General features: G+C 42.5%; 15 protein-coding genes. 1 reads left to right on the top strand and 14 read right to left on the bottom strand.

The features are described 5' to 3' along the window. Positions 1-292: 292 nt before the first annotated feature. From ACTCNA_RS13370 to ACTCNA_RS13390, 5 genes are all read right to left on the bottom strand, one after another. Positions 293-1621, bottom strand: a complete 1329-nt coding sequence (locus tag ACTCNA_RS13370) for a DUF5125 domain-containing protein (protein WP_462948423.1) — start codon at positions 1619-1621, stop codon at positions 293-295. A gap of 11 nt (positions 1622-1632) precedes the next feature. Then, positions 1633-3129 carry a glycoside hydrolase family 30 protein gene (locus tag ACTCNA_RS13375; RefSeq protein WP_462948424.1) on the bottom strand — a complete coding sequence of 499 codons (1497 nt, stop codon included), beginning with the start codon at positions 3127-3129 and terminating at the stop codon, positions 1633-1635. Positions 3130-3323: 194 nt separating this feature from the next. Further along, positions 3324-4862 (bottom strand): RagB/SusD family nutrient uptake outer membrane protein, encoded by a 1539-nt coding sequence (locus ACTCNA_RS13380; protein WP_462948425.1) that lies wholly within the window; start codon positions 4860-4862, stop codon positions 3324-3326. An 11-nt stretch (positions 4863-4873) separates the two neighbouring features. Beyond that, positions 4874-7849: a SusC/RagA family TonB-linked outer membrane protein gene (locus ACTCNA_RS13385; RefSeq protein WP_462948426.1), complete on the bottom strand. Its 2976-nt coding sequence runs from the start codon at positions 7847-7849 to the stop codon at positions 4874-4876. Between the two features lie 282 nt (positions 7850-8131). Continuing rightward, positions 8132-9748, bottom strand: coding sequence for a DUF6377 domain-containing protein (locus tag ACTCNA_RS13390; protein ID WP_462948427.1), 1617 nt, complete (start codon positions 9746-9748; stop codon positions 8132-8134). Between the two features lie 134 nt (positions 9749-9882). Here ACTCNA_RS13390 and ACTCNA_RS13395 point away from each other — a divergent pair, with 134 nt between their 5' ends. Beyond that, on the top strand, positions 9883-10125 hold the full coding sequence (locus tag ACTCNA_RS13395; protein ID WP_462948428.1) for a VOC family protein: 243 nt from the start codon (positions 9883-9885) through the stop codon (positions 10123-10125). Positions 10126-10636: 511 nt separating this feature from the next. Here ACTCNA_RS13395 and ACTCNA_RS13400 read toward each other — a convergent pair. From ACTCNA_RS13400 to ACTCNA_RS13440, 9 genes are all read right to left on the bottom strand, one after another. After that, on the bottom strand, positions 10637-10969 hold the full coding sequence (locus ACTCNA_RS13400) for a hypothetical protein (RefSeq protein WP_462948429.1): 333 nt from the start codon (positions 10967-10969) through the stop codon (positions 10637-10639). A gap of 40 nt (positions 10970-11009) precedes the next feature. Beyond that, positions 11010-12473: a DUF3570 domain-containing protein gene (locus tag ACTCNA_RS13405; RefSeq protein WP_462948430.1), complete on the bottom strand. Its 1464-nt coding sequence runs from the start codon at positions 12471-12473 to the stop codon at positions 11010-11012. Positions 12474-12479: 6 nt separating this feature from the next. After that, positions 12480-12689 (bottom strand): DUF4266 domain-containing protein, encoded by a 210-nt coding sequence (locus ACTCNA_RS13410; protein WP_462948431.1) that lies wholly within the window; start codon positions 12687-12689, stop codon positions 12480-12482. Beyond that, the gene (locus ACTCNA_RS13415) at positions 12686-13672 is read right to left on the bottom strand and encodes an FAD:protein FMN transferase (RefSeq protein ID WP_462948432.1); all 987 of its coding nucleotides are present in this window, start codon (positions 13670-13672) and stop codon (positions 12686-12688) included. The genes ACTCNA_RS13410 and ACTCNA_RS13415 overlap by 4 nt, the downstream gene beginning before the upstream one ends. 6 nt (positions 13673-13678) lie before the next feature. Next, complete coding sequence (locus ACTCNA_RS13420; protein ID WP_462948433.1) at positions 13679-14086, bottom strand: thioredoxin family protein; 408 nt, start codon at positions 14084-14086, stop codon at positions 13679-13681. A 418-nt stretch (positions 14087-14504) separates the two neighbouring features. Further along, entirely contained in the window at positions 14505-16733 is a 2229-nt protein-coding gene (locus ACTCNA_RS13425) for a tetratricopeptide repeat protein (RefSeq protein WP_462948434.1), read from the bottom strand. Between the two features lie 130 nt (positions 16734-16863). Continuing rightward, positions 16864-18060 (bottom strand): alginate lyase family protein, encoded by a 1197-nt coding sequence (locus ACTCNA_RS13430; protein ID WP_462948435.1) that lies wholly within the window; start codon positions 18058-18060, stop codon positions 16864-16866. 16 nt (positions 18061-18076) lie between these two features. Then, positions 18077-18949, bottom strand: coding sequence for a hypothetical protein (locus ACTCNA_RS13435; RefSeq protein ID WP_462948436.1), 873 nt, complete (start codon positions 18947-18949; stop codon positions 18077-18079). Between the two features lie 212 nt (positions 18950-19161). Then, positions 19162-21093, bottom strand: a complete 1932-nt coding sequence (locus tag ACTCNA_RS13440; RefSeq protein ID WP_462948437.1) for a heparinase II/III domain-containing protein — start codon at positions 21091-21093, stop codon at positions 19162-19164. Positions 21094-21352 lie beyond the last annotated feature (259 nt).

The following is a 21352-nucleotide window of genomic DNA, read 5'->3' on the forward strand; positions in this document are numbered from 1 at the left end:
CAATTGTTTCCTGCTGAATTTCAGCAGGACGGTAGTGTATTGTCTTTTCCTGAAGATCGATCGTGGCGACTATTTTTTTAATTTGCTGCGGAATTGCTGTGCCTTTTAAACAGTAAATGATTTAATCAGTTCCAATCAACTTTCAAATTAGTTTTCAAACATGGTGGATTAGATGCCGATAAAAACGAACCTCCTGAACAGAATAGAGAAATTTATTTTTATTGAAAACAGAAAAAGGCCATGCACCCTTCTGAGAGGTGTACAGCCTTTTAATTTTACAAGCTATTCTCTGTTATTGTTTTGTAACTGTTAAAACAGCTTGATCATTACCTGCTGAAAGGTCGACAACAAAAACATAAGTTGCATCGGCTTCCAGCTCTGAAACAAGTCCCAGGTTTCCGGGGTCACGATCATTATCTCCGTTTCCAATAAAAACAATGTCGCTGTCAGTTGAAATCGTTTCATTTGTAAATTCGCCGCCCCAGCCTTTCTGGTGGAAGAACTTGAAATTAATTTCACCGGCTCTGACTGACTTGCCTCCAACAACAGTAAGCTGGTATTTTTTGTCGCCAACAGGAGCCATACACAATGCATTATCAGGATTCCATCCTACCTCATTTTCATCAACAGATGGTTTTCCAACGCCAGCGCCAATAACCCAAACTGCACCTGTTCCGTCAGCATTCAGTGATGCTGGTGAATTGCCATCCAGTGCTTCTACCTTGAAATATTCCATGGACAGATTAGCAGTAATTCTGTATTTTCCGTCAATTGGAACAAAGTTATACAGACCAACTTCCTGCTGGTTAAGATAATCTGCATCAATCCACCATTCATCAAGATTTCCAAGTCCTTCTATCTCTATTCCCTGTCCCTGGGTCAAATCAACATCAATTTCGTAGTTCTCCTTATCAACCATGTGCATTTTCTGCCCGTTGAATAAAATCTCGAAAAATGGGGCAGCTTCATAAGTCAGTGAGTTGAAAGTAACCGAATAGGTACCTCCCACCGGACTTACAAAAGGGATGTAATCCGTAACGCCTTTGGTTATTTCACCGGCTTCCCAGCCAAAAACAATTTCGTTTCCTTTTTCGTCGAGCACCGGTGTTTTTATGTACGCCGGCAAATCAGTAGAGGGAAACGCTTCGGTTGCTGCATACTCGTTGGGTTCGCCGGTTGGTTCCATCGGGTAAGAAGCGTTTTCGGTTACCAAAATCAGGTACGGGTATTCGGCACGGGTAATTGGCACGTCAAAAGTTTTTGAAGTACTGTTCAGTGTGGTGTTCATCAGCACAAACTCAAGCGTTGCTGTTCCATCCGGGATATTTTTTTCGAAAGGTACGTGAATCGTTCCCGAATATTTTCCGTTTTCTTTGGTGCGGATAGTTGTTCTCGAAACTTCTTCCTCACCAAAATACAAGATTGCTGTAAGAGTTGACAAAGAAACTTCATCGCTCACTGTTGCCGTAAAAGGCAGATCGTCGCCAAAATGCACGTTGGCAAACTGGTTTTCAATTTCCAGAACGGGATTTCCTTCCGGTTGGATTTCGGTAACCTCATCGGTACACGACAATGCCACCAAACCCATTAAACTCAATATCAAATATTTTATATTTTTCATCACGTAGTATTTTATTTTTTCCATCGGTATGAAATAACTGATTTAGCAGGAACTTCGTAGCTAAAATGATTGTTCCCGTCGTCGATGGTAATCATTTTAGACGAAGCATTGCTGTTAAGCAAAACAAAAGCATAAGTTCCGTCGGTATTCTCGAAAGCTGAATAATGGTATCCGGCATCAGAAAATCCTGAAGTGCCAATGCGCACAGCACCCGGTTTAACAACCGACGAAAGATGGCTGATGATGTAGTAGTGCGAATTGCGGGTAATTGACGAATAAGTGGATTTGTCGATGTCCACCGCTCCGTAGCAAGTCTGGCACCCACCTTCGCGGTTGGGGCCGCGCTCACTGTCGAGCATCAGGTTCCACACAATTACGCCTTTGCACCAGTTGTTAACAGTACCCAGCGCCACCTCGCGCATGTCGTCAATCAGCCGTACTTCCAGGTTGCGGCCGTCGTTCCATGTTCCAATTGACGTTTCGGTAAACACCAGTTCGCGGTTGGGATACTTGCTGTGAATATCGAGCAACTCGCTTTTGTTGCCGCCGTAATTGTGGTATGCTGCACCCGCAACCACTTCTTCATCAATTCCTGCATCGTAAATTTTTACCGGGTAATCTTCCTGATCGGGCATATTGTCGTAATTGTAGTTGTGGTCGAACAGGTAAATTTTGGTATCGAACGATGCATCCTTAAATTGAGGAACAAGGTGGTTTTTAACAAATTCGAGCTGTTCTTCCCAACCCATAAAAAGTGATGCAGAGTTTCCACGGTTCAATGGCTCATTTTGCGGGGTAACCGAGTAAATTTCAATTCCGTGCTGCTTAAAAGCCTGGACCCATTTTACAAAATAGGTGGCATAATCGGCGTAATAAGCTGGGTTTAACTGCCCGCTGGTCCACGAGTTGAAAGGCTGCAAATCCTCGAGGTTGTTCACTTTCATCCAGCGTGGGGGTGTCCAGGGCGAGCCCATAATTTTAATATTCGGATTGATTTCCAGGATTTCTTTCAAAATGGGAATTACATATTCCGTTTCTTCCGAAGTTAACCCGAAATTTTCGATGCCCGGCGTGTCGCAACAGGTGTACTCGCTGAGTGAAAAATCGGAACAACCAATGGCAATTCGGATGTAACTGTGCCCCAAACCATCGGTGTGCGAAAAAGTTTGCGTCAGAAATTCAGTCCGGTCTTCCGGGCTCATCTGCATTAAATTGTAGCATGACGAGCCGGTGAGGGCCGCTCCAAAGCCGTCCATGGTCTGATAGCGCGTTTCCGGTTCGAGCCGGATTGTTGTTGGCGACATGTTGCTTTTATCGCTGAAATCGGTAACCTGCCGGTTTAAGTCCTGCGACCGTGTATTGGTTGTAATGTACATGGTCACATCCCCGTTTTCAGGCACTTCATTGTCCGCTTCTTCAACAGGAGAGTCCGTTTCATCCTGGCAGGAAACACAGCTAAACAAGGAAAATCCCAGCAATACAATTATCAATTTTTGTAATATCTTCATTTTTTTAAAGCGTTATTTTTTCTACATGTACTGTGTTCTCATTCAGGTTGATAGTAAACCGGTAGTTGGCCGGTTCAATCACCGGGTCATCTTCGCCGTTGGGAATGGTCCAGTCGTTATCGCCCGAAATAATTTGTTCTCCGGTAAATCAATGAATTCATATTTATCTTTTTTTATAATGATTGCTTACAAGATTAATAACCAGGATTTTGAACGAGGTTTGGATTCTGATCGATCACATCCTGAGGGATTGGCAATACGTAGGATAATTTTGTAAAAGGATAGACCTGCGCAGGGCGTCCTTCGTCTTTATCATATACGGCATTCATTACCTCCTCCACTTTACCGAGGCGGACCAAATCAAACCAACGCTGGCCTTCCATTGCCAGTTCCAGGCGGCGTTCTTTCAGATAGGCTTCCGTAATGGCTTCCTCGCTTGCTGTTGCCGATGCCGGCAAATTGTACAAACCGGCGCGCCGCCTTGTTTGATTGATAATTTCGGCTGCACCTGTCAAGTCTCCTTTGGCAATTAAAGCCTCGGCTTTAAGCAATAAAATGTCGGCATAGCGCAGTTTGATGATGCTATTGTAACCGCTGCGGGTTTTGTACATAAACGCGTAATTTTCGGCAGGATAATAAACATTCCATTCACACTCGTAAAACACAATGGTTTCTTCAAACCGTTTATCGCCGGGTTCGCTCTGAAATGTGCGAATCAAATCGCGCGAAGGAGTAATCCACTTTAACCAGGTGAAATAGAAGTTCCAGTCTTCGAGCGGGCGACCAAACATCCAGGTTACCCAGTTGGTATTTCCGGGGAAGAACTGGGCTTCGTAAATGGTTTCTTTGGTGTTCCGGGCTTTTGCCTCAATGGCCCTGTTTTCGTTTGATGGTGGCTGGCTGGGATCAGTAAGAACAACGCCAAACAAGTCGTTGTAATCATCAACAAGCTCAAAACCATCGGCAGTCAGCTCATCGGCATATTGGATAACTTTGTCGTAGTCGCGCAATGGTTTTTCGGCATAAACTTTTGCCAGCAAAGCCCGGGCAACCGATTTTGAAAACTGGGTTTTGTTACCCGGATCATTTTCAGGTGCATACTCCAGACCTTCGAGCAGGTCTTGTTCAATTTGCTGGTAAATGGTTAGCGCATCGGCCTGCGGTGGAAAGTACGCCGGATAAACATCCACGATGGTTTCAGAAGTAATGTCACCCGCCTGTTTGGTCACCAGCGGAACATTTCCCCAAATCCGAACCATATCGAAATAGATCATTGCCCTGAGAATTTTCGCTTCCGCCTTAAACTGGTTTTTTTCAGCTTCGGTAAGGGCGGGATCGTTCACCTCGTCAATGTTTTCAATCAGTTTGTTGGCTTGGGCAATGTTTCCCATGTGACCGTTCCAGTCGCGTTTCAGGTTGGTGTTCGAACCTTCAATAGAGTTCACTTCAAACGGAGTGGTTTCAGCATTTGGCGAACCGGCATACGCGTTGTCGGAATGCGATTCGGCAAGCAACAGCATATCGAGGTACCAGTGCTCCTGGCCATTTTTAAACAAATTATGCAAAGTTTGCATGTGTGCCAAAACTGCTGCTTTATCTCTAAAATCTACTTTAATGCTATCTTCGGTAACGCCCTCTGTTATATCGGAGTATGCGTCCAGCGGCTCATAATTCAGGTCGCAGGAAGCAATCAGAAAAGCAATGAATATGAATAAAATATATTTCGTTTTCATTTTTATATCAATTAAAATTCAACATTTAATCCAAAAAGGAAAGTTTTACTGTGCGGGTAGGTTCCCCAGTCGATACCCTGCACGGCACCGCTGTTGCCCCATTGGTTCACTTCGGGGTCCATTCCGCTGTAATCGGTTAACGTGAGCAGATTGCTCGCTGTTACATAAGGCTGCAGTTTTGTTATTCCCATCCTGTTAAGCAAACCGCCTTTGAAATTGTAAGAAAGCGTTACATCTTTTACACGGAGGTAGCTGCCGTCTTCAATAAAGAAGCTCGATGGCTGCAGATTGAAACCGGCCTTGGGAATATCGGTAATTTGCCCGGGTGTACGCCAGCGCCTGAGCACTTCGGTTGATTGGTTCTTCAGGTCGTACATTCCCTGGGTGTCGCCTTTTGAGGCATTAAAAATATCGTTACCTACCGAACCTTGTAAAAATACATTCAGGCTGAACCCTTTATAAGCAAATGAGTTGGTAAATCCGAAAACAAACACCGGATTGGGATCGCCTATGTATGTTTTGTCGGATGCGGTAATTTTCCCGTCTTCGTTTATATCACGGTACATGAGTTCACCGGTTTCAGGATTTACCCCGTCGCTGATGTACCCGTAAAATCCACCCAATGGGCGGCCTGGTTCATTGCGTACGATGCGCGTTTGGTGAAAAGCATCAGTGGTTTCGGCTGCGTAATAAATCTGCTGCAACTCGAGGCTTTTTAGTTCATTTTTATTGAATGAAATATTAAAGTTGGTATTCCAGTTAAAAATGCCGGTTACATTTCTTGAATCGGCAGAAAACTCAAATCCACGGTTTATCATTTCGCCTTCGTTGCGCACAATACTGCTTGCTGCCGCGGCCCCTGCCGGCAGGGAAACGTGCATTAACATGTCAGTGGTAAGCTTTGAATAGTAATCCATTGCAAGGGTCAGGCGATTACCGAACATGGTTGCATCAACACCGAGGTTATACTGCGTGGTAGTTTCCCACGTGAGGTCGGTTGTACGCAGGTTCGCCTGTGTAATCAGCGGAAGTGCATCTTCTTTTCCGGTTTCGAACCATGCCTGCCGGGTAATGTTGTAGCGCTGCAGGTAAGCGTAATCGCCAATTCCCGACTGGTTACCTGTTTGTCCCCAACCACCCCGGATTTTCAAATCGTCGATCCAGGTGGCATCCTGCATAAAACTCTCGGAAGAGATACGCCATGCAGCCGAAGCCGAAGGAAAGGTACCCCAGCGGTGATCGGGGTGTAATTTGGAAGAACCATCGCGGCGTACATTCACAGTTAGCAAATATTTACTTTCGTAATTATAGGCCAATCTTCCAAAAAATGACATAAGCCCCCATTCTGAAGCATTTGTTCCGGTATTGTCCCAGGCAATTTTGTTGGCCACATTCAATGTATGAATGCTGTTATCGCGGTAATGCGAGCCGTTGATGTAGCTTTGCGACCATTGCGAATCAGTCCATGATGAACCGGCCATGGCTTCAAGATTGTGTTTTTCAGCAAAAGTTTTCTTGTAGGTTAACACATTATCGAATATCAGCAGGGTATTCTTGCTGCGGGTGTCCCAGGCATTTCCCCAGTCGTCTCTGTCAGGGCCATGCACAGCAGGATTAAATCCTGTTACTTTTCCCTGGCGCCGGTCTAACGTAAATGAAGTTTTCAGATCGAGTTCGGGCAAAAAAGAAATGGTTGTATTCCCGGTTGCAATCAGTCGGTTTTCGTTGTTCTGATTATTTTTTCCGTTTTCTATGCTTTCAATCGGGTTGGTAATGTTTTGCCCAAAGAATTGACGGTTATACAATCCGGTTTCGGGGTTTTTAACAGTTGCCGCTGTGGGCAGGTTTACCACTGCCAGCACAACACCTCCGCGGTTTGAGCCCTGACCGGTTGTAACGCCGTTGCTGCTATTGTCGGAATACGACAAGTTCACACCAAATTTTAACCAGTCGCGCAACTGGCTCTCCACGTTGCTCCGGAAATTATATCGCTTGAAAAAGGCAGAACCAAGTACCCCTTTCTCGTGGAGGTAACCTCCCGAAACAAAGTAGTTGGTTTTTTCATTTCCATCAGAAACCTGCAACTGGTAGTTTTGGGTAATTCCTGTACCGTAAACTTCATTGAACCAGTCCGTCCTGTCGGTTGTACCTTCGGGAATTGCGCCTGGGCGAAGTTCGTCCATCAGCTCTTTGTACTGCGCGGCATTCAGCGATTCAATTTCGTTAACAACCTGGTTAACACCATACTGAACGTTTGCAGAAATTTTGGCTCCCTTGCCTGCCTGTTTGGTAGTTATCAGCACAACACCATTGGCTGCACGCGAGCCATAAATAGCTGCTGATGAAGCATCTTTCAGGATTTGAATGTTGGCAATGTCCATGGGCGACAAAAAGTTGATGTTGTCCACCGGAACACCGTCAACCACGTAGAGGGGATCGTTGCTTCCGTTGAAAGAAGTTGCTCCGCGCACCCGCACTACCATTCCTGCTCCGGGCGCTCCGCTGGGGCGGTAAACATTTACTCCTGCTGCTTTACCCTGGATGGCCTGGGCTGCAGAAATTATCGGACGTTCATCCACATCATCCACAGAAACACTCGACACGGCAGTTGTTACGTCTTTTCTAGAAACGGATCCATAGCCAATGACCACAACTTCATCAATTTGTTGCTGGTCTTCTTCGAGCGTTACATCAATTTCGTTTCGGTTTTCAACAGGAATTTCGCGGGTTGTAAACCCGATAAACGAAAACTCCAAAACTGCATCGCCATCCGGAACTTCAATCTGGTAGTTCCCGTTTATATCAGTCACTACTCCCTGGTAAGTCCCTTTGATTACAATATTCACACCGGGTAACGGTTCGCCTGCGGCGTTGGTTACCTCACCACTCACGTTCATCGTGTTTTGTGCGGATGCAGATAAAAGCATTCCACAAAAAAACAACACATAAACGAGAGGGAATTTCATGTTAGAAAAAATTGTTCCCATAAATAATTTTGTAATTGGTCTCTGTTTGAAATTTTAATACACTTCGTAATTTTTCTTGAATCACAAATATACCTACTACAAAAGTCCTTACTGAATGCATAAAAAATAAAGTGGAAAACACAACAGGATATCCAGCGTTAATGCGCTAATTTTTAGGTGTTTGTGTGTCTGGTTTATCATGAAAAAAGTGGAAAAAACAAGCCTTGAATTTCACTTTTCCCGTGGTAGTTTGTGTGTGATTAAATGAATTTTCTAAAAACAAGGTTGGGCAATTTTGCATGTTTACCTGATGTTCATCAATAAATCTTCGAACTCATCGCGATAAATAGTCTTGTTTTTAATTTTTGCCCGGTAGTTATAAATGGTATTTACCGAATAACGCAGGAAATCAGCAATTTGCGAACTGTTGTTTATTCCCAGCCGGATTAAAGCGAGTATTCTCAGTTCCACATTCAGAAGTTCCCCCGGTTTTAGTTCAACTTTTTCATCTTCATTAAACAACTGATTGACCTTCTCTACAAAATGAGGAAATATTTGCAGGAAGGCTTTATCGAAACTCCGGTACAACTCTTCAATCTCATTGTCCATCATTTCGCGTGAACGGGTTATTCCGAGCAGTTCGGCCTTCTTGCCTGCCGTAAGTTTTTTATTGACCATCCGGCGGAAACCATCCATTTTATTGATGTAGGTAGAGCACAATTTAATAAAATGGCCGATGTATTCTTCCTTGATGTGATTTGATTCATCGAGCTCTGTATTTACTACCTGCAACTGATTGTTTAAATTTTTCAGGTTTGCATTGGCTTCCTGTAGGTTTTTTCTGATGGCGGCCAGCCGTTTCATCTGACGATAGATGAATACCAATGCAACGACAAGCAAAATCATCAACCCGCTTATCACAAAAATATAATTCTGTAGCTGAGTGTTTTTCTTTTCCACTGTTGCCTGGTAGGTCCGGTCAATCAGCGATAAAATTTCTGCACTTTGCAAACTCCGCAGCCGGGCATTGTAAAATTCCGTTTCGCTCCATGAAAACCGGATGTAGTTATGGGCACGTTCGATATCATTTTCGTCGTATAAAATTTTGGCCAGCATCCACAAGGATGCATGATCCTTGGTTGATGACATGATATCAGAAAGGGCAGACAATGCCAGATAATATTTTTCACCCATTTTATTGCCTGTTTCCCTGAATGTTAATGTACGGTTGTAACAGGCGATTGCAAATGAACGTGTTCCGAGTGAAGACTTTTCCAACTGTGTTTTATTGATTTTCAGGGCTTCTTCATAATTTCCCGCATTGCGCAATTCATTTTCAATTATTGCATAATACAATTCATCGTTGGGTGTTAACAGGTTTTTCAGGGAATCGGTGTATCGGTCAGATATTTTCCAATATTCTTGCGATTTTCTCGCATCCTGAGTATAATAGGCAAGCTCTGAAAAAGCGTGCCTGTAAGTATTGTAGAATTCGACTAACAAGTTGGCTGGTAACTGCTCCCTGTTTAATGTGCTCAGCACGTCAACTGATTCCAGGTACATTCCGGTTGAACTCATCAGGTAAGCTAATTGCAATCTGCTCTCATACAAACGTTCAGTATCATTACGTGCTGTAGCAATATCAATTTTTTTATTTATGTACAAAATAGCCGAATCCAAAATGTAAGGACGGTATTCCCTGAATAATTCTGCGTTCAGCTCATATTCCGCAATGGAATTTTTTTCAACAGATAACAATTTTTGTTTAAGAGAATCTATGCGTTGCTCCTTTTTTTGCGTGTAAATTTCATGGTTTTCTATTGCATTGTCAAGTTCATTCAGCAACGAATCCAACGGATATTGCCCCAAAACAACAGTGGGAACAAAAAATAAAAAACATAGCAATTGTTTCAAATTCATAGTCAAATTTTATTCTTCGAATTTCCTGTAAAATTACCACGGTTTTTTAATTGAAATACATGGAATATATAATCCCAAAGATATCAAAATAATATAAATGGTTGAATGTGTGAGTTTTTTGGTTACTTGAAATAGTGGAATTTTACGGACAACTTTTCGGAGGGAAACCCGAGATAATGAGCATTGGAGAATCGCCTGCGAAAGAACAGTTTCCCAAAGAATTATACGACCATGCATTGCATTCACATCTTCAGAACGGTGATTTTGTTCTGATGGCTTCCGATATGTGCGGTATGGGAGAACTAACACCAGGTAACTCGGTGGATGTTATCATTCGACAAAAAATAAAAATCAGGCGCCAACTGCCATATCAATAAATTTCATCCGGTAATCTGACGGCGACAGGCTTGTCTTATTTCCTCATCTGCATGCGATTTCTGGCCGGTAAAAATAATAAACGGCGTTTGCGACCTCCTTCCCCAGTCAACCTGAAAGATTTTGGAGCAATAGATAGCCACATGTGCTTCATGAAAGTATATTATTTTTTTGACAAATTCTTTTGTCGCAATCAGCCTTCAATAATGTCGCAACTGCATCTTTTCTATTAACCCTTATCTACCTAACTTTGTTCTGATTAAATACAAATCTGTTTTTTGGCAGTAGCTAAAAATGCTTACTTTAAAGGTGATAGAAAAACTTTTAATGGGGCTAAAGCCATTTACCAGCAGTGTCTTATAAAATCCGTCAACTAAAGCAGACGGCAATAAATAGCCAACAATTGATGTATAGATTGCCGTTCACTTTAGTGAACGGATTTATAGAATGCGGAGAGTTAAAGGGGTTTCAACCCCATGACTATATTTTAAAGATTTTTCCCCAATGCCTAATTCAATAAAACCATTTTTTTAAAGGTCGTCTACTATTTTCACACAGTCTGTAAAGGACGGTGCTGTTTTTAAATAAAAAAGTCACGAAGTAGATTAAAAATACCGCCTCACTTTTTGCCGGTAATTGCAGTAGCTTTCGCCATAATGTTGCAGCATAAATTTTTCTTCTTTCAGAATAAAAAAATGGATGCTGATAATAGCCAAGACAGTGGTTACTTTCCCCTTTTTTCGGACTTACCTGTACTCCTTTTTTCTGCAGGACAAAAATGCGTCCAGCCAATAAAACTGATAGAATCAGAAAACTGATAAATGGAATGCCGTTGAAAAAGTTCATCGTTTAAACAATCGTTTTTCTCCGGCTAAGTTAACCAGCTTTACTGAAAAATAAACTTAAATCCGAGCGAAACAATATTGGCCTTCAATCCGTCGCTGCGTGTGTAATGACTAAATTTGATATTGGCGTTTTTTAACCCCATCCGGCTGATTTTAAATTCGTTGAAAATGTCGTTGTAGTTTAGCGCCAGGCTGTACTGGTTGCTGTTAAATTTTGCCAGATCGGGGTCGGAAGTGTAAAACTGCTCGGTTGAAAGGTGCGTTTCATAAGGCGCATAAAATTTTACTGCATTTTGCGTGTAGTACCGGTACGATGGCGTAACCGATAATTTCGGTCCAAACCGGATGGGCAGATCGATGTTGGCGGTATGAGCATTTAAATTCCAATCGTCGGTGTAATAACGGTAGTACGTTCGCAAAACAAATGTTTCGTTGATGTAGTAATTCAGCCGAGCGCCAATCGGAATTTTAAACCTCGTAGATGGCAGCCGCTCAATGTCGTCGGCCAATTGGTATACTCCCCGGTTTTGCGGCGTGGTATAACCCGGGATGTAACTGGCCTGACCGATGTAATAATTGGGTTTATCGGCAAAATAGATGCGGTGATAAGGCGTGGAAAGCAATCCTTCTTGTTTCACCAAATCGAAAAATACGGCGGCCTGTAAGCGCTTGCTTAAAATTTGCGAAAGGAAAAAAGAAACCGAATAGGAATTTCGCGCCTGGTTTGTTACTGCCGTAAAATCCGATGGGTGGTAACCCGTGGAACCCGATCCACTCTGGTTCAATACAGTTACTCCATCGAAATATCCGCGCGATAAAAAACTGTTGCCGTAACGGGCGTATTCGTGCAACTCAGTGGGGTAAATCGGGCGCCATTGGTCCAGGTAAACGTTTCCTTTCAGGTTCACTTCCGTATTTTTTTGATTGAAAAGCCCGGTAATACTTCCTCCCAATCCGAATGAGGTATAATCATATTCGTTTGAAAAAGAGCTGTTTGCACCCCAAATAAAATTGCGTGAATCAGAACTGTGACTGTAATTGGCATGAAGCGAAGTGAGTACATCGCTGCGTGATGCTCCGGAAGATGCCAGCCAGGGTGTTCCGGTAGGCTGAGCATTCGTAGCTCCCGGACGAAAATATCCTTCATATTCATCATCGTCATCCTCTCCTCCACCGCGCGATGCTCCGCTGCTGTTAAACGGGTTAATGTTGCTTGACGATGCCGATGTGTATGCAGAAATTCCGGCATCGATGGTAAGTACATCGTCGTCGTTGAGTGGCACAGTGATGACAATTGTTGGTGTGACATCTGTAAGTTCTTCTGTTCCAATGCCGCCTCCCACAGCTGAATTATCGCCGTCCTGCTTGTACAGGCTCATCAAATAATCCACTTCGGCATTTTCAAGTACCCGTTTTTTGTAAACCTGCGTAGAGTCGGTGTTTTGTGCTGCAGCCATGAAAAAACTGCAAAACACAAGAAGTATCGTTCCTGCTTTTTTCTTCATAACTTTTCAATTACATCCGCAGCCTCCCCCGGTTTTTCCTCCGTTAGCCCCTGCGGCACCTTCGCGGTATACCTGAAAATTGGTTTCAAAACGCTCGTTTGTGTTGGCCGAAAGTTTCATATCGGCATCATTAATGTACACTTTTTCATACTCTTTTACGGTTGCACACGAGGCAAGCAAAAGCAGTATAAAAAGTCCCGGAATGATTTTTTTCATTTTTTTACGGTGTTTAATTTTATGTTTTCTGAAGTATAAATTTTCCCCCGGTCATCGACGATAACACATTCGATTCCGGGAATCTGGTTCACAAAGTCGAGACCGGTTTCGCGTCCCATTACAAACACACCGGTGGCAAGGGCATCGGCCAGTTCGGCTTTTGGCGCAAAAATGCTGACACTGGTCAAGCTACTAACCGGCCATCCGGAGCGGGGATCGATAATGTGGGAATATTTTTTCCCGTTGAAATTCACAAATTTTTCGTAATTCCCCGATGTAACCACCGCATTGTTGTTGAGCGGAAACCAGGAGAACACCCGGTTTTTGTTCAGCGGGTTGGTGATGCCTACCATCCAGGGTTTTCCGTCGGGCTGGGTACCCCAAACCGTGAGATCGCCCGAGGCATTCATAATACCTCCCGGAACTCCCATGGAAATTAGAAGTTGTTTCGCTTTGTCGGCGGCATACCCTTTTCCGATTGCGCCAAAGCCGATCCGCATGCCTTTTTTTTTCAGGAATACCGTTTGTATCTGCTGATCGAGTACAATGTTTTTGTAGCCGACTTTTTCAACCGACCCGGCAATTTTTTTTTCCGAAGGCAGTTTTTTCATTGAGCCGTCGAACTTCCAGATGCGGTCCATCGATGCGTAAGTAATGTCGAATGCGCCGCTGGTGAGTTCCGAAATTTTAATCGAACGGGCAATTAAATCAAACAGTTCCTTATCGACTTTCACCGGTTTAATTCCTGCATTTTTAATGATTGTGGCTGTTTCGGAAAGTGAATCCCATGATGAGATCATTTTTTCAATTCGCCTGATTTCGTTAACAGCAGCATTAATATATTCATCGCCTTTTTCCTGGTTGTCAGCCACAACAGTAATGTCGAACCGGCTGCCCATTAATTTCAGGGTTCGCGTGTATTTTTCCTGTGCGTTCAGCAGCGCCGGAAAAACCAGTAGCAGGAATAGAATAATTTGTCTCAAAACCGGCTATTTCTCGAGGTTGTGCAACATGGCAATGTATTCCTTCGGGCTCACATTTTTATATCCCGTTTTCCCGAGCACCTTGCCGTTTTTATCAAGCACTTCTACCAACGGAAAGAGTCCTTGCTGATTGTAAATTTCTGCCAAATGGTTGTTTTTTTCCTGCTGTTCTTTTGAAAGTGCATGCGATTTGTGTTTCGGAAAATCGGCCCTCAACAAAACAAAATGATCTTTGGAATCTTCGATAAATTCTTTCGACTGCCAGATATTTTTTTCCAGTTTCATACATGGAATGCACCAATCGGAGCCTGAAAAAACCAGCAGGATATTCCGGCCCTCTTCCGCTGCTTTCTTTTTCGCCGTTTCAAAATTTGTTTCCCATTGCTGTGCGTTTACAGCTGATACAAACAACATGATTGTTGCTATTAAAAAAATCCGCTTCATGGTATTTATTTTATGTCAGTTTTTTATTGAACGTGTCAAAAATTTGTTGGAAAGAACAGCAATGAAACGGTTGACCCGGTGTTATTGTTTTTTCGAATCTATTAAAACCTGTTAATTCAGCTATATTTTAGTTTATTTTCCATCACCACCTCGCGCCAACTTCCTTCCGGGTCTTCCAGAAAGCAATAAATGTCGATGTAATTCATTAATTGCTTGGAGGTGCTATGCAAAGCTTTGCATAAGTTCTTTCGTATATCAAAAACAGACTTGAGAATACGCCCACTGATATTTCTCTTTGACCAATCCTATATACCTTTTAGCAATTTCTATAGCTGTTGTTTTATCCATTTATCAAATGTATGAAAAAAAACATTTTGGTTCACATAATTTACTCTTCCAAAAAATACCTCAGCTGGTCGAGCATAATCGGTACATCTTCGCTGTCGATGCCCTGATTTTTGAGGTGTGGTAAATCTTCCTCAAAAACTTCCAGGAATTCTTTTTCCGAGAATCCGGTTTTTGAAATTGATTTTTTATAATAATCGAGTGCGTCCATTCGTTTGCCCTGGCTCCACTGCACATGTCCCATATTCATATAATCGTGCTTGCCGGGTGAATCCTCAATCACTTTCATGAAATATTTTTCGGCCTGTTCTTTTTTTCCTGAAAGAAAGCTGCACCACGCAATGGGGCGCCACACTTTTTTATTTCCCGGTGCCAGGTATTCCACCTTGAAATAACATTTCAGCGCTTCCTCAAATTGCTCAAGCTCCAGGTAACAATGACCAATATTCAGCTGATTATTAAGACTTTCGGGATCGATTTTTTCGGCTGCCTGGTAATATTCCAGCGCCTTTGCCGGTTGTTTGAGGTTGCGGTAACACAACGCAATTTTTTTGAGGTTCCATAATCGGTTCAGGTCATACAATTCTGCTTTCAGGTAAGCATCAAGCGCTTTTTCAAAGTCGCCCAGTTTTTGGTAACAATAGGCTACTTTCTGGTACAATTCGCCGTCTTTCTTCTCTTCCAGCAGGTAATTGTAAATCTCGGCGGCTTCTTCAAAATGGTTTTTAGCGAAGTAATATTCAGCAATGTTCCGCAAAACTTTGGGATCTTCTTTCAGGATATTTCCCAATGCAATTTTATTGTGAAAATCGAAGCGCCAGTTAAAAATATCTTCAAAATCATTTTTTCGCGGGTGCAGTTTAAAAAAGCGGTACAAATCCTGAATGTACTGATTGGAGATGAATTCCGCTTTTCGCCCGGGTGAAACCAGCTCTTCGTCTTTTCCAAGTTCCTCCAGCTGTCCCATTTCGGCTTCCATGCCCTTGGCCAGAAACTCGCGGTTTTGCTCCGGGAGGTTTTGCATGCTGAAACAAAACGAATACTTATCGGAATTACATAAAATGGGGGCGCTGCTGATAACTTCCACAAACTTCCGGTTGGTTTCGTCGTTGGTGTCCACCACGTTCGAGATGGAAGGATTTTCGGTATAAAAGGGGATAAACCAGTTCCCGATTTCATTGAAAAAAGGGAATGATTTCAGCATGGAAAACGATCCCATGAAAACATCAGCGCCTTCCATCTGCAATTCCGAAAATTCTTCCATTTTATCCATTAACCCGGGCGAGTCTTTAAAAATTTCTTCCCACTCGGGGTTTTTATCGTCGTCCAAACCTTCTTCCATCAGGCTGTCGAGGTTAATTTTATCTTTAAAATTCGGGCTGATGCGGATCATCTCGGGAATAATTTCGTCCCTGATTTTTTGCTGAATTTTCTCTGTTTCCTTACTGCGGATAAACTGAACGATAATCCGCTCGAGATTTTTTTTGAAGGCAGGATCTTCGTTCAGGATTTTCAGCCGGCCGGTAATAGCCGGGTAAAAAGGCAACCGGGCATCGTACCGGTAAAAATTGATAAGCAGCCCCACCAGGGCACGCTGGCTCACTTCGGGCTCTTTGGAAGCATACGCCTCAAAAAGCACCGAAAATTTGGCCTCATCGAAATAACGCTGCAAACTGAGTGTTACTGCTGAAATTATAAACGACCGGTAAGCCACGGGGCTGAGCGGATTGGTAAAAAAACCGGTAAGTGTTTCCTTTTCGCCGTTTTGCAGTTTATCGCGAAACCAAACATGATAAAAAAGCCTGAACATTTTTTGCTGGTGTTCGCGGGCGGCTGTCATTTTATCCGAATTTGTTTTTGCCTGGTTGTTTACTATCGATTCAATCTCATGATCCAGATAAAAATCTTCAAGTTCAGAAATATACGTTTCAAGATTGCTGATATACTGATTTTTAAACAACCGTTTCTTTTCGTATTCAACCGATGGCGAAAATTTGGTTCGCAGTGCCTGGTTCACATTTTCGGCCAGTTCAAAAACCGAAACAATTAATTTGCGGTACACCTTCTGCCGCTCCGGATCTTTGATGCCTTCCACCGTGTATTTCAGCATGTAACGGTAAGTTTCCTCCAGATTCCGGTACTCGTCGTAATAAGTACCCAGATTATTTTCAGAAATAAGTTTTTCCAACTGTTTGAATGCCGGCTTTAGTTTCCGGTCAACAAGGTTATTACAAATTTCGGTGTACGTTATTTTGATCTCTTTTTCTGTCATTGTTAATTGTTCTTATTCAAAAGTAATTGAAAAATGAAAGCGATCAAAAACTCCACCAATGATTTAATCCGGTAAATTTGGCTGTATTTGAGAAGTTTTTATGACAACATGCCGCACTCAGAATTGCAAATCAGTTTTTCACGGGTTCATTTAATAACCATATCAGTGAATTACGGATTGGCAAATTCCTTATGACTTCCTGTGTTTCAGGGTAGCCCTCCAGTTTTTTCCAGAGTTCAATGTATTCCGGATGATTATATGCTCTTCCGGCAAACAGCAAAAACGGATGACGCACGGGCCACTCGTCCCAATACATTACATCCGGTTCATACGGCCATTTCGATTTGTCTTTTACATAAGGATACATAAACTCTGCGCCCAGCTCAAGATTTTTACCGTCGGCAGTTTTGTATGCATACAGATTATGGGATTCATCGGATAAAATTTCAGCCGCAGTCATAAAAGCATCCAAATTAAAAAGTGAATAACCGTAAGGTTTCGTGCGCTCCAACTCCAGCGGGAATGAGCCATTCTCGGCCATTTGATTTGGCAAGAGAACATTTTTAAAACGCTCTCTGCACAAAGTAAGCACTTCTTCATTTTCAGTTAACCTGGCAAAAGCTCCCACCTGCATCACCCAGCAGGTGGCGTGGTTATTTTTGGTAGTCATTTCATCCTGCCCATATTCACTTGTGGTTAACCAGTTAACAAAATCGTTGAACCAGTTTTTTACACCTGTAATTGTTTTTTCCGAAATAGCATTGTTTTGCTCCAGAATTTCAACAGAACGGGCCACTTCAACGAGGTGAATGGCATCGATGATGCCAATACCACGACCGGTTACTCTGCCTTTAATGGCCTGTGCATAGTTGAGACTGGGATTCATTTTTGTTTCAGGATTAACAAACCAGGCGTTTAAATGATCAGCAACCGCTTTGGTAAACTTTTCTTCACCGGTTAATAAATAAGCCGAAGATTCCATTCCAACAATCCGGCTCAGACGAATCATTGCCAGCCGGTGGGCTACAAAATTATCCGGATTGGTTTGTCCGTCGCGGCGAATATAAGGTCCGTCGGGATTTTCAGGGTCGGGCCACCAGTAATCGCCTTCTGAATAAAAATCATGCGTACCACCGGCGCTGCGTTCACAAACCGATGCTGTTACTGTAAGCGGCAAACTGTCGAGATCATTTGTGGCGGTTTGAATGATGTATTGTTGTTCATCTTTTGAAAGGTAAGGTACTTCATTTTTTGGGCTGCAACCTGAAAACGCAAACAGTGCGATTGCAATGAATAGTAATATTACAAATTTGATTAAAATTCTCATTTTAGTTTTTCTTCTTTTATCTTTTAACTTGCTTTTGAAGGTCGTGCATGACGCGCCAAAACTCCTGTGTTGCGATTTCCTGATCGGCATCTTCGGCCTGCCATATTTTACCATTTTTATCGGCTTTCAAAACCGGATATCCCTTATCATCGATTCCAGTATAACTAAATTTTTTCCATTGGGTTACAAAATCGGGGCGGGTAATTAAAATGGCTGGTTGTCCGTCATAGTCATGCCCATCCGGCAATTCATTTTTTGGATGCTTTTTTTCGTATATCCACTTAAATAACGGAACTTCCTGGTTTAATTCATTTTTTATTCTTGCTTTGGGTACAACAGCAGCCTTCATATATGCTTTCCCCCGGTTTCCGGAAGGACCTACCGGAATGGCTACTACCCTTAATTTTGAAAGAATAATCGTCCATGCCCATGCATCCAAACCTGCATTATAATCAATTTTTTCTCCTCCAAAAACACCCATCACAACCACTCTGTCGGCAATGGAAGGATTTAACAGGTAGGCATCGGCAACTGTAGTAAGTTGCCCTCCGGTAATGATTACCAACGGATTTTTTCGAGTCGATTTTAAGGCCTGTTCCACTATGTATTTCGCACCATCAATATTCAATGGTTTTGTATCTTCAATACGATTGCTCACGGGCCGGGTAAGTTTTTTATTGGTTCCGTCGAAAAGTATTGGCAGATTTTTCAACCCACTCTGTCGGGCATCATTCATAATTTGTTTTCTCCCTTCTACAAAAATGGGATATTCACTGGGCGAATACGTTGTAATGATTCCTTTTAGATTAATCTCCCCCAGATTGGCCAAGGCCAGGAGATATTCATCCGTATAAACATCCCGGTAATCGTCGTTATCATAAATAATCAAACTGTTTTTATACAGTGGAAGTTTATCCGTCTTTTTAGGAAAGTTTGCAGCTTTTGATGCTGAAAAAACAATCATTCCCAAACAAAAAAATAACAAAAAACGAATCATATTTTTCCTTTTACTATGCTTCTTATTGAAAAAGAGAGAACATTCTCATTCTTCAAAAATATTCAAAATTCCGGGCTTCCTCTAACGAAAACACGGAATCGAATTTATTTTACTTCGGTAATTACAATTTCATTTTTCCCTTTTGTCTTCAGATTTAAAACCGTAAAAACAATGCGGTTAATTCCGTCCCAGTAACGACTTAGTCCTTTATCCGTAACCTTGGTATATTCAATTACCGGCGAAACGGCTTTGGTATTGTAGTTCATGTTCAGGGTAAAATCATCGCCTTGCAACTGCAATATTCCGGGTTCGAGTTTAGTAACTTCGCACGAAGTGACAAAATTAAGCGTGGTCGGTGCATCTTTTACTTCACCAAGTTCATAATTATCCCGGATAATAAATCGTTTTCCGCGATCGAGGCGGTAAGTGCGGGTCCAGGTTTTAACGGCAGCCTCTTCGGGGTAGGCTTTCGATATGTCGGTAGAAAAAATCGCTTTCCGGGAATCGGCCTTAAACGTGGTATTGGTAGCTTTGAACTTTGCACCCGGCGACTGATCCACCCCATTTATTTTGGGCAGATTGTGGTACTGCGATTGCATGGTCCAAATTTCATAACGACGACTGCTAAATGTTTTTGCCGTGTAGGTTTCACGGCCAATATCGATGATGCACGGTTGTCCGTTATAATACAGTACGCAGGTGCCCAAATCGTTGTGATTATGGCTCTCGGCATTATGCCCGCCTTTGGCGGCAAAGAAAAAACCATCTGATGTTCCTTCTTCATCGCGGGCACCTGCAACTTCGGTTTCGGGGAGCCAGAAATCGCTTATCAGGGCGTTTTCTGCCGGTGCATTTTCAATTTCTTCGAGGTGCATCAATTGCATAATTTGCTCGTCGATTTTGCCGCCGGGAGTTTCTTCTCCCAAGTCCTGTTTTTTTGCCAAAAATGCTCCAAACTTTTGCATCACAGGGTCTTCAATTGCTTTGCCGTAGCTGTAAATAATTTGCGGGCGGCTGCCGGTAGTTGCATCGGCATCGGCAAAATTGATGAAATAAGGATAATCGATATACGCTTTATAAATGTAGCTGCCCATATTTTTGATCAACGGGTTATTGAAAACATCGAACTTGCCGTTGGTAGCCCGTTTCATCAGATCCAGGTTTTGATAGAGCGAAGCACCTGCCCGTCCCCAGTAACTCGGTCCTTCATCGCAGCCACCATCGGCAGGATAATCATTTAAAAATGAATCGAGCGAACGCATCACTTTTTGAACTCCCTTAATTTTTTGCTGATAATCGTCCTCAAGAATTAAAATGGCGGTAAGCATGTTGTGGTTGGTCCAGGGATTCCAGTTGTTTACCGAGCGGCTTCCATCCAAACCCTGCCACCAGAAATCATCACGTTCGTAATATGGAATTACCGCTTTTTTCATGATTTCGTTTTTCAGCCGTTTTGCAATAAGCGGATGAATTTCGTCAAACTGATCTTTAAACAGAAACCATGTCCAGGAAAGAATATTTGCAATTTCGCCAACGCCCAAATCTATAACCGGTTCATCGGCATCGGGCAGTCCGTGCGGTGCTTCTTGCATGGTAAGGTGTGCCGACCAGCCCCACCAGGTTTGTTCGCTGTAATACCAGGCTCCGTTTACAATCTGGTCGATGAAACGTCCTTCTCCTTCAACAAGTTCTCCCATCACCAGAGCGAGTAGAGCGCTGCGGGGGGCTGCGTAAACTTCTTGCCTGCGGTCGCCCGAGCGAATAATTTCAAGGTAATCGGTTGCTTTTACCACTGGCCAGTCGTAGTCAAGGTATTTTTCGCCTTCTTCAATATATTGTTCTCTTAAATTTGATGGCAAATTTCCCCAAAAAGACCGACTGTTATAGCCGGGAAATTGAAGGGTTGAAAAATCTTTTACTAACGATTGGGCCAAATTAATTTGCTCTGCTTCCTTTTGAAGCAAATTTCTTTTTTCTTGTGAAAAACTGCTTATTACAAAAATGGAAAGCAGTAAAAGAAGGCTTAATTTTTTCATGATTTTGTTTTTTAGTTAAATGATTTTTCGATTTCTCTTCTAACGGGTTTTACTTCACAAATTCATTGATACAAAGATAGTTGAGCTTTAAAAATTCTACATTAGTTACTACACCTAAACTAATTTTCTGATTATGAGATTATTGTCAAATATATAAAATAAATACAACATATTAAGTGATTTTTTTATTTTCTTTTAATCTGCTATTTTTCAGCAACTTAACGATTGATATTTTAGTTGCTACAAAATCAAAAAAATA

Source organism: Tangfeifania sp. (assembly GCF_055108615.1).

Bases quoted from the DNA above. Each gene is read 5' to 3' on its own strand.
- ACTCNA_RS13380 (WP_462948425.1), bottom strand. From the start codon at position 4,862: ATGAAAACGAAATATATTTTATTCATATTCATTGCTTTTCTGATTGCT.
- ACTCNA_RS13410 (WP_462948431.1), bottom strand. From the start codon at position 12,689: ATGAAAAAAATCATTCCGGGACTTTTTATACTGCTTTTGCTTGCCTCG.
- ACTCNA_RS13425 (WP_462948434.1), bottom strand. From the start codon at position 16,733: ATGACAGAAAAAGAGATCAAAATAACGTACACCGAAATTTGTAATAAC.
- ACTCNA_RS13370 (WP_462948423.1), bottom strand. From the start codon at position 1,621: ATGAAAAATATAAAATATTTGATATTGAGTTTAATGGGTTTGGTGGCA.
- ACTCNA_RS13400 (WP_462948429.1), bottom strand. From the start codon at position 10,969: ATGAACTTTTTCAACGGCATTCCATTTATCAGTTTTCTGATTCTATCA.
- ACTCNA_RS13405 (WP_462948430.1), bottom strand. From the start codon at position 12,473: ATGAAGAAAAAAGCAGGAACGATACTTCTTGTGTTTTGCAGTTTTTTC.
- ACTCNA_RS13375 (WP_462948424.1), bottom strand. From the start codon at position 3,129: ATGAAGATATTACAAAAATTGATAATTGTATTGCTGGGATTTTCCTTG.
- ACTCNA_RS13390 (WP_462948427.1), bottom strand. From the start codon at position 9,748: ATGAATTTGAAACAATTGCTATGTTTTTTATTTTTTGTTCCCACTGTT.
- ACTCNA_RS13430 (WP_462948435.1), bottom strand. From the start codon at position 18,060: ATGAGAATTTTAATCAAATTTGTAATATTACTATTCATTGCAATCGCA.
- ACTCNA_RS13420 (WP_462948433.1), bottom strand. From the start codon at position 14,086: ATGTTGTTTGTATCAGCTGTAAACGCACAGCAATGGGAAACAAATTTT.
- ACTCNA_RS13385 (WP_462948426.1), bottom strand. From the start codon at position 7,849: ATGGGAACAATTTTTTCTAACATGAAATTCCCTCTCGTTTATGTGTTG.
- ACTCNA_RS13440 (WP_462948437.1), bottom strand. From the start codon at position 21,093: ATGAAAAAATTAAGCCTTCTTTTACTGCTTTCCATTTTTGTAATAAGC.